The sequence below is a fragment of the Amphibiibacter pelophylacis genome, from assembly GCF_037688875.1.
Taxonomy (GTDB): domain Bacteria; phylum Pseudomonadota; class Gammaproteobacteria; order Burkholderiales; family Burkholderiaceae_C; genus Amphibiibacter; species Amphibiibacter pelophylacis.
The window spans coordinates 213698-230291 of record NZ_JAWDIE010000002.1 but is presented as its reverse complement, the minus strand read 5'-3'; the positions used below and the strand labels follow the sequence as shown (position 1 = coordinate 230291).

At 68.1% G+C, this 16594-nt stretch carries 13 protein-coding genes; 6 read left to right on the top strand and 7 right to left on the bottom strand.

Features of this window, described 5'->3' with window-relative positions; all coding sequences use genetic code 11:
* The coding region (locus RV045_RS02180) for a hypothetical protein (protein WP_423234116.1) at positions 1 to 389 on the top strand (389 nt) is incomplete at its 5' end.
* 24 nt (positions 390 to 413) lie between these two features.
* Here the strand turns inward: RV045_RS02180 and RV045_RS02175 are convergent.
* The 4 genes from RV045_RS02175 to RV045_RS02160 form a co-directional block, all read right to left on the bottom strand.
* A complete protein-coding gene (locus tag RV045_RS02175) occupies positions 414 to 2459 on the bottom strand; it encodes an ABC-F family ATP-binding cassette domain-containing protein (protein WP_423234115.1) in 2046 nt (681 codons plus the stop codon).
* Complete coding sequence (locus RV045_RS02170; protein ID WP_423234114.1) at positions 2456 to 3280, bottom strand: alpha/beta hydrolase; 825 nt, start codon at positions 3278 to 3280, stop codon at positions 2456 to 2458. Before RV045_RS02170 ends, RV045_RS02175 begins: the two co-directional genes overlap by 4 nt.
* Positions 3277 to 6123, bottom strand: a complete 2847-nt coding sequence (gene mutS / locus RV045_RS02165; RefSeq protein WP_423234113.1) for a DNA mismatch repair protein MutS — start codon at positions 6121 to 6123, stop codon at positions 3277 to 3279. The genes RV045_RS02170 and mutS overlap by 4 nt, the downstream gene beginning before the upstream one ends.
* Before the next feature lie 98 nt (positions 6124 to 6221).
* The gene (locus tag RV045_RS02160; RefSeq protein ID WP_423234112.1) at positions 6222 to 7010 is read right to left on the bottom strand and encodes a DeoR/GlpR family DNA-binding transcription regulator; all 789 of its coding nucleotides are present in this window, start codon (positions 7008 to 7010) and stop codon (positions 6222 to 6224) included.
* A gap of 154 nt (positions 7011 to 7164) precedes the next feature.
* Here RV045_RS02160 and glpK point away from each other — a divergent pair, with 154 nt between their 5' ends.
* Both glpK and RV045_RS02150 read left to right on the top strand, forming a co-directional pair.
* Positions 7165 to 8673, top strand: coding sequence for a glycerol kinase GlpK (glpK, locus tag RV045_RS02155; RefSeq protein ID WP_423234111.1), 1509 nt, complete (start codon positions 7165 to 7167; stop codon positions 8671 to 8673).
* Positions 8673 to 9389, top strand: a complete 717-nt coding sequence (locus RV045_RS02150) for an MIP/aquaporin family protein (RefSeq protein ID WP_423234110.1) — start codon at positions 8673 to 8675, stop codon at positions 9387 to 9389. Before glpK ends, RV045_RS02150 begins: the two co-directional genes overlap by 1 nt.
* A 40-nt stretch (positions 9390 to 9429) precedes the next feature.
* Here RV045_RS02150 and RV045_RS02145 read toward each other — a convergent pair whose 3' ends face one another.
* The 3 genes from RV045_RS02145 to RV045_RS02135 all read right to left on the bottom strand — a co-directional run bounded on the left by RV045_RS02145 (position 9430) and on the right by RV045_RS02135 (position 12380).
* The gene (locus RV045_RS02145) at positions 9430 to 11292 is read right to left on the bottom strand and encodes a PhoH family protein (RefSeq protein WP_423234109.1); all 1863 of its coding nucleotides are present in this window, start codon (positions 11290 to 11292) and stop codon (positions 9430 to 9432) included.
* Between the two features lie 101 nt (positions 11293 to 11393).
* Positions 11394 to 11876 (bottom strand): peroxiredoxin, encoded by a 483-nt coding sequence (locus tag RV045_RS02140; protein ID WP_423234108.1) that lies wholly within the window; start codon positions 11874 to 11876, stop codon positions 11394 to 11396.
* 114 nt (positions 11877 to 11990) lie between these two features.
* Positions 11991 to 12380 (bottom strand): Mth938-like domain-containing protein, encoded by a 390-nt coding sequence (locus RV045_RS02135; protein ID WP_423234107.1) that lies wholly within the window; start codon positions 12378 to 12380, stop codon positions 11991 to 11993.
* A 71-nt stretch (positions 12381 to 12451) separates the two neighbouring features.
* Between RV045_RS02135 and RV045_RS02130 the strand changes: the two genes are divergently transcribed.
* The 3 genes from RV045_RS02130 to thrC all read left to right on the top strand — a co-directional run bounded on the left by RV045_RS02130 (position 12452) and on the right by thrC (position 16585).
* Entirely contained in the window at positions 12452 to 13696 is a 1245-nt protein-coding gene (locus RV045_RS02130; RefSeq protein ID WP_423234106.1) for a pyridoxal phosphate-dependent aminotransferase, read from the top strand.
* An 88-nt stretch (positions 13697 to 13784) separates the two neighbouring features.
* On the top strand, positions 13785 to 15101 hold the full coding sequence (locus RV045_RS02125; protein WP_423234105.1) for a homoserine dehydrogenase: 1317 nt from the start codon (positions 13785 to 13787) through the stop codon (positions 15099 to 15101).
* Between the two features lie 2 nt (positions 15102 to 15103).
* The gene (gene thrC / locus RV045_RS02120) at positions 15104 to 16585 is read left to right on the top strand and encodes a threonine synthase (protein WP_423234104.1); all 1482 of its coding nucleotides are present in this window, start codon (positions 15104 to 15106) and stop codon (positions 16583 to 16585) included.
* The last annotated feature ends 9 nt before the right edge of the window (positions 16586 to 16594 follow it).

Here is a 16594-nt window from a genome sequence, read left to right as displayed (position 1 = left end):
CGCCCCCATCCGTCATGCTTTCGCCACCGCATTCAACGGAGGTGATCATGAAGGCTCGATCAGGATGGGTCTGGCTCGCGCTAATGGCACTTTTAGCCCTGCCGCAGCTTGCCTTTGCTCAGGAACGCCCACCCCCCGTCGGCGCCAGCGGCAAGCCCATCCTGACGCTGTACGGGCAGGACACGCGCGAGGTTTATCGCTGCAGTGCCGCGCAGCGCGGCGCCGGGGCGCTGTTCACGGATGTGGATTGCCCGCCTGACCTGCCCCAGCGCGTGGCTGTGCGGCTGTGGCTGAACCGGGTGGGGGGCAGCCCGCCGCAGGCTCAGTTTGGGCCGGTACGGCCTGAACAGCGGCAGGGCACGGAATCGCGCCTGGTGCTTCAGCCTTGAGACTGAGTCAGCCCTGAGCCCGATTCAGCCCTGACCCTGCTGCAGCGCCTCCAGCGCTTCCTGGGCTTCCAGCCAGGCCAGTTCGTGGGCCTCCAGCTCAGCGGCGATGTCTTTCAGGCGGCGGCCCCAGGTGGCGAGATCGCTGCTGCTCTGGCCGGGCTGCGACAGGCGCTCTTCCAGGGCCTGCTGCTCGGTCTGCAGCGCGGTCATGGCGGCTTCGGCGTCCTGGATGGCTTTTTTGTGCGGGCGGCTCTCAGCCTGCAGCTTCTGGCGCAGCGCGGCCTCTTCCTTGCGCGACAGGCGCTGGTTGGGCGCGGGCGCCTCGCCGCTGGCGGCGGCTGTGGCGGCATCGCGCTCCTGGCTGGCTTCGCGCAGGCGGGCGGCCTGGGCGCGGGCCTGCTCCTGCAGGTGGGCCTGGTAGTCGTCCAGATCGCCATCGAAGGGCGCGACGCCCCCGCCGCTGACCAGCCAGAACTCGTCGCAGACTTCGCGCAAGAGCGCGCGGTCGTGGCTGACCAGCAGCATGCCGCCCTCAAAGCCGTTCAGCGCCAGGCTCAGCGCCTCGCGGGTGTCCAGATCCAGGTGGTTGGTCGGCTCGTCCAGCAGCAGCAGGTTGGGGCTCTGCCAGACCAGCGTGGCCAGCACCAGGCGCGCTTTCTCGCCGCCGCTGAGTACGCCGATGGGCTGGCCGACCATGTCGCCGCTGAAGCGGAAGCGGCCCAGGAAATCGCGCAGCTCCTGCTCGCGGGCGCCGGGCGTGGCGGTCTGGGCGATGCGCGTCAGGTGCAGCAGCGGCGTGTCGTCGGCGCGCAGCAGATCCAGCTCGTGCTGGGCGAAATAGCCGATGCGCAGGTCTTTGCCCGGGCGCAGCTCGCCCGCCAGCGGCTGCAGTTCGCCGACCAGGGTCTTGATCAGTGTGGATTTGCCCTGGCCGTTGGCGCCCAGGATGCCCAGGCGGGCACCGGCCAGCACGCTTTGCGTCACATTGCGCAGCACGGCGCCGGGCACGCGCTCGCGCTCCGGCGGGACGACGGCGCTGGAGACCGCCCAGTCGCCTTCGGCCGGGACGAACTCGGGCTGCGTCGCCGTGCGGCCTGGATCGGGGTAGCCGCAATCGACGCCGCGCAACGCCAGCATGGGGTTGGGCAGGCTGGCGGGCGGGCGGAAGGCGAACTGGAACTCGGCCTGCGCCAGCACCGGGGCCAGCGTCTGCATGCGCTCCAGCGCTTTGATGCGGCTTTGCGCCTGGCGCGCCTTGGTCGCCTTGGCCTTGAAGCGGTCGATGAAGTGCTGCAGGTGGGCGCGCTGCTGCTGCTGGCGCTCGAAGGCCGACTGCTGCTGCATCAGGCGCTCGGCGTGCTGCATCTCGAAGAAATCGTAATTGCCGCCGTAGCGCGTGATCTGCTGGTGCTGCAGGTGCAGGGTGACGCGCGTGGTGCGGTTGAGGAAATCGCGGTCGTGGCTGATCACCAGCAGCAGCCCTGGGTAGCGCTGCAGCCAGCCCTCCAGCCAGACCAGCGCGTCCAGATCCAGGTGGTTGGTGGGCTCGTCGAGCAGCAGCAGGTCGGACGGGCACATCAGCGCGCGCGCCAGCTGCAGGCGCATGCGCCAGCCGCCCGAGAAGGTGTTCACGGGAGATTCCAGCCTGTCCAGCGCAAACCCCAGGCCCAGCAGAAGCGTCTGGGCGCGGGGCCGGGCGCTGAAGGCATCGGCTTCCTGCAAGAGGGCGTGGGCGTGGGCGATGGCGTGGCCGTCGCCGCTGGCCTCGGCCTGCGCCAGGGCGGTGCGCGCTTCGACCAGGCGGCTGTCGCCGTCCAGCACGAAATCAGTGGCGCTGTCTTCGCTGTCGGGCAGGTGCTGCACGACCTGCGCCACGCGCCAGTGCGCGGGCACCAGCGTATCGCCCTGATCCGGGACCAGATCGCCGGTCAGCAGCGCAAAGAGCGAGGATTTGCCCGCGCCGTTCTGGCCGACCAGAGCGATTTTCTCGTTGGGTGCGAGCGCCAGGGTCAGGTCCTGGACGATGATTTTGGTGCCCCGGCGCAGGGCGAGCTGTCTGAACTGGATCATGGTGCGGGGGTGGCGCTGGCCTGGGCCAGCAGCTCCAGCACGCGCTGCGCGGTGGCCTGCGGGTGCTGCATGGGGAAAAGGTGATCGCCTTCGACGGCGATCAGGCGGTCGCCAAACACGGCGCGGCTGTGGCCCCAGCCGCACTGGCGCATTTCCTGCGAATCGCGCCCGGCCAGCAGCCAGGCGAGCGTGCGCAGCGGGTGGCGGCGCAGCAGGGCGCCCAGGTGGGCGGGCAGGGTGTTGTAGATCTGCGCCTCGATGTCCGGATCGAAGGCCAGGCGCACGCTGCCGCTGCCGCGCGTCGGGTCCAGCTCCAGCCCGTGCTGGATGTAGTCGCGCAGCACCTGCGGGTGCCAGCGCGCAAACAGCGCTTTGGCGGCAAAGTGCGCGTGGGCTGCGTCGTGGCTGTCCCACTGGCGTCGTCGGCGCCGGGCGATGGCGCCCGGGCCCAGACGTTCGGACAGGCCCAGCCAGCGCGCCCCCTGCACCAGGCCCGCGCGCCAGCCGCGCAGCACGGGCGCATCCAGCAGAATCAGCGCCCGGGGCAGCGCCGGTTCGCGGCAGGCGTTGGCCAGGCTGATGACGCCACCCAGCGAATGCCCGATCCACACGGCGCCATCCGGCAGAGCCAGGTTCTGGACGACATCCAGATGCTGCTGCATCAGCCGGGGCCAGCCCGGCGTGACGGGGTAGCGCGCGTCGTGGCCGAAGCGCTCGATGACATGCACGGCGTGGCCGTGCGCCCGCCAGACCTCAAACAGCATGCGGTAGGTGTGGGCGGGAAAGCCGTTGCCGTGGGCGAAAACGATGGGCAGCTTCATGCGTCCAGCAGCGCTTTCAGCCGGTAGAGCGCCTGGTGCGCCTCGCGCGGGCTCAGGTGGTCGGGGTCGAGCTGCTGCAGTTCGGTGCGCAGGGCAATATCGGCGGCGGTGGCCGCAGAGGGCTGGGCGGCAAAGACGGCGGCGGCTTCGGTCAAGACGCCGTCATCGGCCAGATCAGGGCCTTGCGGGTCGTCCAGATGATCAAACAGGCCGCCCTGGGCCTCGTCGGGCCGGGCCTGTTCCTCCAGATGCTGCAGGTGACGCTGCGCCTGGCGAATCAGCGCAGGCGGCATCCCGGCCAGACGGGCGACCTGCACGCCGTAGCTGCGGCTGGCGGGTCCGGGCTCGACCTGGTGCAGGAAAACGATGCGCTGCGCCGCCTCGGACGCGCTGACGTGCACGTTGACCGCCGCGCGGTGCTGGGTGGGCAGGGCGGTCAGCTCGAAATAATGGGTGGCGAACAGGGTGAGGCTCTGGTTGCGGTCGTGCAGGTGGGCCGCGATGGCGGTGGCCAGCGCCAGGCCGTCCAGCGTGCTGGTACCGCGGCCGATCTCGTCCATCAGCACCAGGCTGGTGGACGTGGCCTGGTGGACGATGGCGGCGGCTTCGCTCATCTCGACCATGAAGGTCGATTGCCCGCCCGCCAGATCGTCGCTGGCGCCGATGCGGCAGTGGATGGCATCGATGGGCCCCAGCACGCAGCGCTGCGCGGGCACGAAAGAGCCCATGGCGGCCAGCAGCACGATCAGCGCGACCTGGCGCATGTAGGTCGATTTGCCGCCCATGTTCGGCCCGGTGATGACCAGCAGGCGCTGCTGCGGATCCAGCCGGCAGTCGTTGGCGATGAAGGAGCCCGCGCCCTGCGCGCTGGCGGCCAGGCGCTCCTGAACCACGGGGTGACGCCCGCCCTCGATGTGGATGCAGGGCACGGCGGTGAACTGCGGCGGCTGCCAGCCCTGGCTGTGCGCCCGTTCGGCCAGCGCGCACAGCGCATCCAGCCCGGCCAGCGCCCCGGCCAGCGCCTGCAGCGCGGGCACCTGCGCTTGCAGGGCTTCGAGCAGGGCCGCGTAGAGCAGTTTCTCTCGCGCCAGCGCCCGCTCCTGCGCGGACAGCGCGCGGTCCTCAAAGGCCTTCAGCTCGGGCGTGGTGTAGCGCTCGGCGTTCTTCATCGTCTGACGGCGCTGGTAATGCGCCGGAACCCGGTTCAGCCCGGACGAGGACACTTCGATGAAAAAGCCGTGCAGCCGGTTGAAGAGCACGCGCAGGTTGGCAATGCCAGTCTGGGCGCGTTCGCGCTCTTCCATGTCGGCCAGGAACTGGTCACAGTTCTGACTGATGCCGCGCAGCTCGTCCAGCTCGGCGTCAAACCCGGCGGCGATGACGTCACCGTCGCGCAGCTGCACCGCAGGCTCTTCGGCCAGCTGCTGGCGCAAGAGGGCCAGCAGCTCGTCCTGCGGCGCCAGGCCCGCGGCCAGCGCTTCCAGCCAGGGGTTGGCGGGCGGGCGCGGCTGGCCGGGCAGGGCGATGCCGCTGCTGTCCTGCAGCAGGGCCAGCACGGGCGGGTGCAGGCCGTCCAGCAGCGACAGGGTGTGGCGCAGCGCCGCCAGCTCACGCGGCCTGGCCTGGCCCAGCGCGATGCGCGCGCTGATGCGCTGCACGTCGGCAACGCCACGCAGGCGCTCGCGCAAAGGTTCAAACTGCGGCCCCTGCGGATCGGCGGACAGCAGGGTCGCGATGGCGTGCTGGCGCTGCTGCGCCTCGCTGCGCTCCAGGCGCGGCTGGGTCAGCCACTGGCGCATCAGGCGCGACCCCATGCCGGTCTGGCAGACATCCAGCAGCGCGAGCAGCGTGGGGGCTTTCTCGCCCTTCAGGGTCTGCAGCAGCTCCAGGTTGCGGAAGGTGGACGGCGGCAGCAGCAGCAGATCCTGACTGCGCTCGACGCGCAGCTGGTTGACGTGGCCCAGCGCCTGGCCCTGTGTGTGCCGCGCAAAGTGCAGCAGCGCGCTGGCCGCCGCCTGCGCCAGCGGCAGGCCCTCGGCGCCAAACGCCTGCAGGTGCGCGACCTGCAGCTGTTCGCACAGCAGGCGCACGCCTGCAGCAGCGTCAAACTGCCAGGGCTGACGCGGCGTCAGCGCGGCCGCGCCAGAAGCGGGCCCGGCGCCGGATTGCCAGCGCTCCAGATCAGCGCGCAGCGCGTCGTGGTCCTTCGGGCAGAGCACTTCGGCGGGCGCCAGACGCGATAGCCAGGCGGGCACATCGGCCCAGGCGCACTCGCACAGGCGAATCTCGCCGCTGCTCAGGTTCAGCCAGGCCAGGCCCGTGGGCGTGGCGGGCGGGCAGGGCGGAGCGTCCTGCGTCCAGTCCGGGCTCTGACGCCGCTGGCGTGCGCCGGGCGCATCCTGGCGGGTCAGGGCCAGCAGGACGACATCCTGGCGCTCGGCCATCAGCGCCGTGTCGGTCAGCGTACCGGGTGTGACCACGCGCACCACCTGGCGCTCCATCGGTCCTTTTTGCGCGCCGGGCTCGCCGATCTGCTCGGCAATCGCCACCGATTCGCCCAGCCGGATCAGCCGCGCCAGGTAAGTATCCAGCGCATGCACCGGCACCCCGGCCATGGGAATGGGCTCGCCCGCGCTCATGCCGCGCGTGGTCAGGGTGATGTCGATCAGCCGGTGCGCGCGCACCGCGTCGTCCAGAAACAGCTCGTAAAAATCCCCCATGCGGTAGAGCAGCAGCGTGTCAGGATGCTGCGCTTTGAGGCGCAGGAACTGCTGCATCATCGGCGTATGCGCCGAGAGATCGGGCGCGTCGGCCGGCTGGTTTTCGGGGGCGTTCTCCCGCATCGGGGCTGTCCTGGGGCTGTGTTGCGTCTAGGGCGGGATTATCGGTCAGATGGGGGATGGCTGCGGTGGCTTTGGCCGACAGATTCAATCCGCAGCGCTCACCCCACCACCACACACCCCACACCGCTCTCGTCCAGCACCGCCTGCAGGCTGTCGGGCGGCGGGGCGTCGGTGTAGAGGCGCTGCACCATGCGCAGATGGCCGACTTCGACCATGGCCGAGCGGGCGAACTTGCTGCTGTCGGCGGCCAGCCAGACCTGGCGGGATTGCGCGACGATGGCCTGGGCGACTTTGACTTCACGCAGGTCGAAATCGCGCAGCGTGCCGTCGGGTTCGATGCTGGAAATACCGATCAGCCCGAAATCCACCCGGAACTGGCGGATGAAGTCGACCGCCGTTTCGCCCACGATGCCCTGATCCACGCCGCGCACCAGGCCGCCGGAGACGATGACCTCGCAGTCCGGCTGCACCGACAGGATGCTGGCCACGTGCAGGTTGTTGGTGATGACGCGCAGGCCGCGTTTGCCCGCCAGCGCGCGGGCGATGGCTTCGGTGGTGGTGCCTATGCTGAGGATCAGCGAGCTGCCGTCGGGCACGTCCTGCGCCAGGCGTTCGGCGATTCGTTTCTTTTCGTTTTCATGCCACTGCTGGCGCGTGCGGTAGGCCACGTTTTCGGTGGTGGATGCCAACGTGCGCACGCCGCCGTGAAAGCGCGCCAGACGCCCGGCCTGGTCGAGCAGCTTGACATCGCGGCGCACCGTCTGCAGCGTCACGTCCAGCTCGTGGGCCAGCGCTTCCACGCTCAGCACCTGGGCTTCGCGCAGGCAGTCCAGCAGGCGCTGCTGGCGCGGATTGGGGATCAGCGTAGGACGGGCAGAGGAGGGCATGGCGAGGTTCCGGGTAATCCCTGGTGCGTCAAAAGGAAAAAATAAAGAAAATAAACGAACAGACTGAAGCGATGTTAATGCGCTTTTGCACGGAGTTTTTCGTGCGGCCCAGCCCGCCATTCTGCCGTCTATCCACCCCCAAAGAAAGCCAGCCATGTCCGAAGCCTTCATCCTCGCGCTTGACCAGGGCACCACCAGCTCCCGCGCCATCCTGTTCAATGCGGCGGGCGAAATGGTTTCCGTCGCCCAGAAAGAGCTGACCCAGTATTACCCGCAAGCCGGCTGGGTCGAGCACGACGCGCAGGAAATCTGGGCCGCCCAGGTCGGCGTGGCGGCCGAAGCGCTGGCCAATGCGCGCGTCACGGCGAAGAATGTCGCCGCCATTGGCATCACCAACCAGCGCGAAACCACCGTGGTCTGGGACCGCGCCACCGGCCACCCCATCCACCGCGCCATCGTGTGGCAGGACCGCCGCACCGCCCAGGCCTGCCAGAAACTGCGCGATGACGGCCACGCCGACCTGATCCGCAGCCGCACCGGCCTGCTGCTCGACGCCTATTTTTCGGGCAGCAAGGTGCGCTGGATCCTGGACAACGTGCCCGGCGCACGCGAACGCGCCGAGCGCGGCGAGCTGGCTTTCGGCACCATGGACAGCTGGCTGATCTGGAACTTCACCGCGGGCAAGGTCCACGTCACCGACGTGACCAACGCCTCGCGCACCATGCTCTTCAACATCCACTCCCTGCAGTGGGACGACGAGCTGCTGGCGCTCTTGGACATTCCGCGCAGCATGCTGCCCGAGGTGCGCAGCTCCAGCGAGGTGTACGGTCACACGCAGGCCAGCCACCTGGGCGGTCCCATCCCGATCGCCGGGGTGGCGGGTGACCAGCACGCGGCGCTGTTTGGCCAGCAGTGCATTGCGCCGGGCCTGGTCAAGAACACCTACGGCACCGGCTGCTTCATGATGATGAACACGGGCGATACGCCCATCGCGTCCAGCAACCAGCTGCTGACCACGGTGGCCTGGCAGGTGGGCGGGCGCACGCAGTACGCGCTGGAGGGCTCGATTTTCGTGGGTGGCGCGGTGGTCAAGTGGCTGCGTGACGGCCTGGGGCTGATCCGCCAGTCGTCCGATGTGGCCGCGCTGGCCGGGCAGGTCAGCGATAACGGCGGGGTGTATCTGGTGCCCGCCTTTGCGGGCCTGGGCGCACCGCACTGGGAATCGCAGGCGCGCGGCACGCTGGTCGGCGCCACGCTGGGCACCACGGCCGCGCATGTGGCGCGCGCCGCGCTGGAAAGCATCTGCTACCAGACGGTGGATGTGCTGCGCGCCATGCAGGCCGACGCCGGTCTGCGCCTGGCCGAGCTGCGTGTCGATGGCGGTGCCACGGTCAACCCGCTGCTGATGCAGTTCCAGGCCGATGTGCTGGGCGTGAGCGTGGTGCGTCCGCGCATCACCGAAACCACGGCGCTGGGCGCCGCCTATCTGGCGGGTCTGGCTGTGGGCTACTGGAGCAGCCCCGAGGCGCTGCAGGGCCAGTGGCAGATGGAGCGCACCTTCGACCCGGCCATGGCGCCGGACGTGGCGCAGCGGCATCTGGCGGGCTGGCAGCGTGCCGTCGCTACCGCCCGCTTCTGGGCCACGGCGCAGGGGGCGGACTGATGAATGCCTTCGGCGCCGAATTCACCGGCACCGCCCTGGTGGTCCTGCTGGGCAACGGGGTGGTGGCCAATGTGCTGCTCAAGGGCACCAAAGGCCAGAACAGCGGGCTGATCGTCATCGCCTTCGGCTGGGCAATTGCCGTGTTCACGGGCGTATTCAGCACGGCCGCCATCAGCGGCGCCCACCTGAACCCGGCGGTCACGCTGGGCCTGGCGGTGGCGGGCAAGTTCCCGTGGGACAGTGTGCCGCTTTACATGACCGCGCAGATGCTGGGCGGCATGTTCGGTGCAGGTCTGGTGTGGGCGATGTACCAGCAGCATCTGGCCGCGACCGACGCGCCCGATCTGAAACTGGCCGTGTTCTGCACCGGCCCGGCGATCCGCCAGTGGTGGCACAACCTGTTTTCCGAATTTCTGGCGACTTTTGTGCTGGTGTTCTGCGTGCTGTCCATCGTGGCGCCCAAGGCGTCACTGGGCGCGCTCGACGCCTTGCCGGTGGCGCTGCTGGTGCTGGGTCTGGGCGTGTCGCTGGGCGGCACCACAGGTTACGCCATGAGCCCGGCGCGCGATCTGGCGCCGCGCCTCATGCACGCGCTTTTGCCCATCCCCGGAAAAGGCCCCAGCGACTGGGGTTACGCCTGGGTGCCGGTGGTGGGCTCGCTGCTGGGCGGAGCGGCCGCCGCGCTGGTCTTTCGCGCCTTCGGCGGCACCGTCTGACCCGTTCAGCCCAGCGGGGCCGCGGGCTGCGGCGCCAGACTCACAGCGCCGTCGACGCGAAATCCGCCAGCCGCGAGCGCTCGCCGCGCGCCAGCGTGATGTGCGCGCTGTGCTGCCAGCCCTTGAAACGGTCGACCACGTAGGTCAGGCCGGAGCTGCCTTCGGTCAGGTAGGGCGTGTCGATCTGGGCGATATTGCCCATGCAGATCATTTTGCTGCCCGGTCCGACGCGGGTGATCAGCGCCTTCATCTGCTTGGGCGTGAGGTTCTGCGCTTCATCCACGATGATGAATTTGTTCAGGAAAGTGCGCCCGCGCATGAAATTCAGGCTCTTGATGCGGATCTTGCTGCGCAGCAGATCCTGCGTGGCGGTGCGGCCCCAGTCGCCTGCGGCGTTGCCCCGGGTGAGGAACTCCAGGTTGTCGTCCAGCGCGCCCATCCAGGGGCCCATTTTTTCTTCTTCGGTGCCGGGCAGGAAGCCGATGTCCTCGCCCAGCGGCACGGTCACGCGGGTGACGATGATCTCGCTGTAGCGCCGGTCGTCAAACACCTGCTGCAGCGCGCTGGCCAGCGCCAGCAGCGTCTTGCCCGTGCCGGCCGTGCCGGTCAGGGTGATGAAATCGCACTCGGGATCGAGCAGCACGTTCAGCGCGAAGTTCTGCTCGGCGTTGCGCGCGTGCACGCCCCAGACGCTGTTGCGGCTGCTGGTGAAATCCTTGAGCGTGCGCAGCTGCACCGTCGGTCCGGTGATGGCGACCACGCGCGCCTGCAGCGGCTGGCTGGCGTCGTCGCTGTGAACAAACTGGTTGATGTGCATCTGGCGGCACATCGGGCCCTGAATGCGGTAGTGCGTGTGGCCGCCCTGCTGCCAGCTTTCCATGTTCTGGCTGTGCGTGGCCCAGAAATCGGCGGGCAGCGCCAGCGATCCGGTGTAGAGCAGATCGCCATCTTCCAGCGTCTTGTCGCTGGTGTAATCCTCGGCGGCCAGGCCCAGAGCGTGGGCCTTGACGCGCATATTGATGTCCTTGGACACCAGCACCACCTGGCGCTCGGGGTGGGCGCGGCGCAGCGCCTGGACCACGCCCAGGATCTGGTTGTCGGCCTTGCCCTGGGGCAGTCCGGTCGGCAGTTCGGTGGGCAGGCTGCCCAGCTGGAAGAAGAGGCGGCCCCCCGCACCGCTGTGGCCGGTGGCGGCCAGCGGAATGCCTTCCAGAGGGCGATCCAGTCCCTGCAGGCTGACCAGCTGGTCCAGCTCGCGGCTGACCTGGCGCACATTGCGGGCGACTTCGCTCATGCCTTTCTTGTGGCCGTCGAGTTCTTCCAGCGTCATCATGGGCAGGAAGACGTCATGCTCCTCGAAGCGGAACAGTGACATCGGATCGTGCATCAGCACATTCGTGTCCAGCACAAAGAGCTTGGGCGCTGCGGATTGCGCCGAGCGCACTCCATCCGCTCCATCGCGCGCTGCACCGCGTTCGCGCCGCTGGCTGCGGCTGCGGCCGGAGGGGCGCTGCGCTTCGGCGGCAGGCGCGGGGACCTGGGGGTCCGCTGCCGCAGGAGCGGCTGAAGCTGTGTGGGCCGCAGCGGGCGCCGCGGTCTGTGCGGCCGGTGTCGGGGCTGGCGGAGCCACCGAAGCCGCCACAGGTGCCGGGGTGAGCGCCGTCACGACAGGTGCGGGAGCTGGCCGCCGGGTTTCGATCTGCTCCAGCGGCGCAGAAGCCGGGGCTGCAGCAGGGGCCGCGGCCACAACCGGGCGCTGCGTGGGCCGCTGTGCAGGAGCAGGCGGTACTGCAGCCTGCGTCGCGTTCGTGGCCTGCAGAGGTGTGGCGGCCACGGCGGTATTGCCAGGCTGGTCGAGGTTCAGGCGGTCGGATTTTTTACCAGGGGCGCGGGGCAGGGGCATGGCGGCGGTTCCCAATGAAAAACGCCAGCAGGGCCCACGGCCGCGCTGGCGTTGCAAGAAAATGGACAGGCCCAGCTGCTTGCTGGGCCGGGAGGGCGGAGTCAGTCAACAACGACGGCGTTGAGTTCGCGCACAGTCTGCAGCACATTATCGACGTGGGCCGCAACTTTCACGCCGCGCCACTCGTGGCGCAGTACGCCACGCGCATCGATCAGGAAGGTGGAGCGCTCGATGCCCTTGACCTTCTTGCCGTACATGATCTTGTTTTTGACCACGCCAAACATGTGGCAAAGCTTTTCTTCGGTGTCGGCAATCAGCTCGTAGGGCAGACTCAGGTTCGCCTTGAACTTGTCGTGCGAAGTCATATTGTCGCGCGACACACCATAAATTACCGTGTTCTCGGCCGTGAAGGCCTCGAAAGCGTCGCGAAAGCCCATGGCTTCGGTCGTGCAGCCCGGCGTGTGGTCTTTCGGGTAAAAGAACAGGACGACGTTCTTGCCCAGATGACCCTGCGGCGTGAATTTCACGTCGCCAGTCGCAAGGGCCTCGAATTCGGGCAGGATTTTGTCTACTGTAGGCGTCATAGGCGTTTGTGCTGGGCGGATCGTCAGAACGACATTATAAATCCACAATGCCCCCAAACGCGGTCTGCCCTGGTCTTTCCTGGCGCCAGGGCGGGGTTATCGGTTCAGGACTTGTCAGTCGCCCAGCAGCAGGGCCGCGACCACGCGCCGCCCTTCAGCGACCAGCACATTGCAGGTGCGGCACGCGGCGGCCGTGTCCATGGTTTCAAGGCCGATCCGCTGGCGGATCAGCCCCCGGATCAGGGGGGGCGGCGCAAAGCGCAGGCGCGATCCGCTGCCAAAAATCACCAGTTCCGGCTGCCACTGCGCCAGGCGGGTGAAATCGTTTTCGGTCAGATCGGCGTGCAGCGCCACGCCCCAGGACTGGACCTGACCCTGCCAGGGCACGATGACCGACTGTGTGTGCGGGTGCAGCGCGCCATCGTGGAAGACATGGATGACGCCTTCTTCGTGCGCGACGATGGCGTTGCGGTCAGCGGCGGGGGTATCGGGCTGGAACTTCATGCGCTGGGGGATTTCATGTCGGCTGTGATTAAATGGCAGGTTAAACGAATTCTGCTTCCCAGCTTCTCATCATGACCGCATTGCCCAAGCCCCTGCACAAATCCAGCAAATTGGCCAACGTCTGCTACGACATCCGGGGTCCGGTGCTGCAGAAAGCCCGCCAGATGGAAGACGAGGGCCAGCACATCATCAAGCTGAATATCGGCAACGTGGCGGCCTTCGGCTTTCACCCGCCCGACGAGATCGTGCAGGACATGATCCGCAACATGCCCGATCTGGTCACGGCCGGTTACACCGACAGCAAGGGCCTGTTTGCGCCGCGCCGCGCCGTGGTGCATTACACGCAGCAGCAGGGCATTGCCGGGGTCACGGTGGACGATGTCTACCTGGGCAACGGGGTCTCCGAGCTCATCGTTTTTGCGCTGAACGCGCTGCTGGAGCCGGGCGACGAGGTGCTGATTCCCATGCCCGATTACCCGCTCTACACGGCGGCGGTGGGGCTGTCGGGCGGCACGCCCGTGCACTATCTGTGCGACGAGGGCGCCGACTGGATGCCCGCGCTGGACGACCTGCGCAGCAAGATCACGCCGCGCACCAAGGCCATGGTGGTCATCAACCCCAACAACCCCACCGGCGCGGTCTACAGCAAGGCCATGCTGCTCGAGCTGATCGAGATCGCGCGCCAGCACCAGCTGGTTGTCATGGTCGACGAAATCTACGACAAGGTGCTCTACGACGACGCCGTGCACGTGCCCATGGCTTCGCTGGCCGATGACGTGCTCTTTTTGACCTTCAACGGCCTGTCCAAAAACTACCGCGCCTGCGGCTACCGTTCGGGCTGGATGGTGGTGTCGGGCCAGAAGGCGCACGCCCGCGATTACATCGAGGGCCTGAACATGCTGTGCTCGATGCGGCTGTGCGCCAACACCCCCGGACAGCTGGCGATCCAGACGGCGTTGGGCGGTTACCAGAGCATCAAGGACCTGGTCGCGCCCTTTGGCCGCCTGACGCGCCAGCGCAACCTGGCCTACGACATGCTCACGCAGATTCCTGGCGTGTCGGTGGTCAAGCCCAAGGGCGCCCTTTATATGTTCCCGAGGCTGGACCCGAAGATTTACCCGGTCAGCAACGACCAGGAGCTGGCTTTCGAGCTGCTCAGCCAGGAAAAAGTCCTCATCGTGCAGGGAACGGGCTTTAACTGGAAGGATCCGGATCACTTCCGCATGGTTTTCCTGCCCGGCAGCGACGACCTGGCCGAAGCGCTGCAGCGCCTGGAGCGCTTCCTGTTCGGCTACCGCAAGCGTCACGCCACCTGACACGGCCGGGATCAGGCTTGGTCTCTGCTGCGCCGGACAGCGCGTTTACAATCTCCGGCTTGCTGGAAAACCCTGACGGAATACGGAAATGATACCTCTGCGGATTGGTGTGATGGGCCTGGGCACGGTGGGTGCGGGCGTCTTCCAGGTGCTCGAGCGCAACAGCGGCGAAATCGCCCGGCGCACGGGTCGCGGGCTGCAGGTGACGCAGGTCTCGCGCCGCAACCTGGACGCGGCGCGCGAACTGGTGGGTGACCGCGCCACGGTGGTGGCCGACCCGCACGCCATCGCCACGTCGCCCGACATTGATGTGGTTGTCGAGCTGATCGGCGGCACCACGCTGGCGCGCGACCTCGTGCTGCTGGCGCTGCGCCACGGCAAGCACGTGGTCACGGCCAACAAGGCGCTGCTGGCGGTGCACGGCGAAGAAATCTTCGGCGAGGCGCGCCGCCTGGGCCTGACAGTCAGCTTCGAGGCGGCGGTGGCGGGGGGCATTCCCGTCATCAAAATGCTGCGCGAAGGCCTGTCCGCCAACCGCATCAGCTGGCTGGCCGGGATCATCAACGGCACCACCAACTTCATCCTGACCGAGATGCGCGACCGCGGCCTGCCGTTTGCCGATGTGCTGCAGGAAGCGCAGCGCCTGGGCTACGCCGAAGCCGACCCGACCTTCGACATCGAAGGCGTGGACGCCGCGCACAAGCTGGCCCTGATGGGCGCCATCGCTTTTGGCATGCCGGTGCAGTTCGACAGCGTTTACGTGGAAGGCATCACCGCGCTGCACAGCCAGGACATCCGCTACGCCGGGCAGATGGGCTACCGCATCAAGCTGCTGGGCATCGCCCGCCGCCGCGACGACGCGGGCGGGGTCGAGTTGCGCGTCCACCCCACGCTGGTTCCCGAGAAATGCCTGATGGCCAGTGTGGAAGGCGCCATGAACGCCGTCATGGTCCAGGGCGACGCGGTCGGCACCACGCTGCACTACGGCAAGGGCGCGGGCAGCGAGCCCACGGCCTCGGCGGTGGTTGCCGACCTGGTGGACATCGCCCGCCTGGCCAGCGCCGCGCCCGAGCACCGCGTGCCCAGCCTGTCCTTCCAGCCCGACGCGCTTCAGAATCTGCGCGTGCTGTCGATCGACGAAGTGGTCACCGCGTTTTACCTGCGCCTGGTGGTCGCCGACCGCTCGGGTGTGCTGGCCGACATCACGCGCATCCTGGCTGCGCACGATATCTCGCTGGACGCCGTGCGCCAGCGCGAATCGTCTCACGGCGAGCAGCAGACTGATCTGGTTGTGCTGACCCACGAAACCATCGAGAGCGCCCTGCGCGCCGCCCTGAAAGACATCCAGGCCCTGCCGTCGGTGCTGCAGCCGGTGGTGGCGCTGCGCAAGGAAGAACTGGCCTGACCATGCTTTACTCCAGCACCCGACAGGGCAGTGGCGCCACCGAGGCGCCGCGCCACTTCTGCGACATCCTGCTTGAGGGTCTGGCGCCCGATGGGGGTCTTTATCTGCCCCAGCACTACCCGCAGCTGGACGCGGCCATGCTGCAGCGCTGGCGGGGTCTGGCCTACGCTGACCTGGCCTTCGAGGTGCTGTCGCTTTACATCGACGACATTCCGCCGGACGATCTGCGCCGCCTGGTCCGCCAGACCTATCGCGCCGAGGTGTTTGGCGGCAACCCGGCCATCGCGCCGGTGACGCCGCTGCGCGAGGCGGGGAAAGACACCGGCCTGTTCCTGCAGGGCCTGTCCAACGGCCCGACGCTGGCTTTCAAGGACATGGCCATGCAGCTGCTGGGCCACCTGTTCGAGTACGAACTGGCGCGGCGCGGGCAGCAGCTCAACATCCTGGGCGCGACCAGCGGCGACACCGGCAGCGCGGCCGAGTACGCCATGCGTGGCAAGCAGGGCGTGCGCGTGTTCATGCTCAGCCCCGAAGGCCGCATGAGCCCCTTCCAGCAGGCGCAGATGTTCAGCCTGATGGACGACAACATCCACAACATCGCCGTCACTGGCGTGTTCGATGATTGTCAGGACATGGTCAAGGCGGTGTCCAACGATCTGGATTTCAAGCGCCGCTACGCCATCGGTACCGTCAATTCGATCAACTGGGCGCGCCTGCTGGCCCAGGTCGTTTACTACGTCTCGGGCTATTTGCAGACGCTGGCGCACACGGGCGCTCCGGCCGACCTGTCGGGCACGCCGCTGTCCGGGTGGCCCCGGGTGAGCTTCACCGTGCCCTCGGGCAACTTCGGCAACGTCTGCGCCGGGCACGTGGCGCGCAGCATGGGTCTGCCCATCGCGCAGCTGGTGGTCGCCACCAACGAGAACGACGTGCTGGACGAATTCTTCCGCACCGGCGTTTACCGCGTGCGCGGCAGCGCCGACACCTGGGAAACGTCCAGCCCCTCGATGGACATCTCCAAGGCCAGCAATTTCGAGCGCTTTATCGCCGACGTTCTGGGCCGCGACGGCGTGGCCACGGCGGCGCTGTTTGGCCAGGCACTGGCCGCATCGGGCGAATTCCGCCTGAGCGACGCGCAGATGGCGCGGGTGCGCGAGGCCGGGTTTGTCTCGGGCAAATCCACCCACGTCGACCGCCTGGCCACGATACGCGACGCCGATGCGCGCCACGGCGTGGTCATCGACACGCACACCGCCGACGGCCTGAAAGTGGCCCGCGAGCACCACCAGGACGGCACGCCCATGCTGGTGCTGGAAACCGCGCTGCCCGCCAAATTTGCGGCCACCATTGTCGAAGCGCTGGGCCGCGAGCCCGGTCGCCCGCAAGCGCTGGACGGCATCGAGGCCCTGCCGCGCCGCTGCACCGTCATGGGCACCGACGTGGCGGCGCTCAAGGCGGCGGTTGCCGCGGCCTGCGGCGGCTGAGCGGCCCGG

Bases quoted from the DNA above. Each gene is read 5' to 3' on its own strand.
- RV045_RS02175 (WP_423234115.1), bottom strand. From the start codon at position 2,459: ATGATCCAGTTCAGACAGCTCGCCCTGCGCCGGGGCACCAAAATCATC.
- RV045_RS02170 (WP_423234114.1), bottom strand. From the start codon at position 3,280: ATGAAGCTGCCCATCGTTTTCGCCCACGGCAACGGCTTTCCCGCCCAC.
- mutS (WP_423234113.1), bottom strand. From the start codon at position 6,123: ATGCGGGAGAACGCCCCCGAAAACCAGCCGGCCGACGCGCCCGATCTC.
- RV045_RS02160 (WP_423234112.1), bottom strand. From the start codon at position 7,010: ATGCCCTCCTCTGCCCGTCCTACGCTGATCCCCAATCCGCGCCAGCAG.
- glpK (WP_423234111.1), top strand. From the start codon at position 7,165: ATGTCCGAAGCCTTCATCCTCGCGCTTGACCAGGGCACCACCAGCTCC.
- RV045_RS02150 (WP_423234110.1), top strand. From the start codon at position 8,673: ATGAATGCCTTCGGCGCCGAATTCACCGGCACCGCCCTGGTGGTCCTG.
- RV045_RS02145 (WP_423234109.1), bottom strand. From the start codon at position 11,292: ATGCCCCTGCCCCGCGCCCCTGGTAAAAAATCCGACCGCCTGAACCTC.
- RV045_RS02140 (WP_423234108.1), bottom strand. From the start codon at position 11,876: ATGACGCCTACAGTAGACAAAATCCTGCCCGAATTCGAGGCCCTTGCG.
- RV045_RS02135 (WP_423234107.1), bottom strand. From the start codon at position 12,380: ATGAAGTTCCAGCCCGATACCCCCGCCGCTGACCGCAACGCCATCGTC.
- RV045_RS02130 (WP_423234106.1), top strand. From the start codon at position 12,452: ATGACCGCATTGCCCAAGCCCCTGCACAAATCCAGCAAATTGGCCAAC.
- RV045_RS02125 (WP_423234105.1), top strand. From the start codon at position 13,785: ATGATACCTCTGCGGATTGGTGTGATGGGCCTGGGCACGGTGGGTGCG.
- thrC (WP_423234104.1), top strand. From the start codon at position 15,104: ATGCTTTACTCCAGCACCCGACAGGGCAGTGGCGCCACCGAGGCGCCG.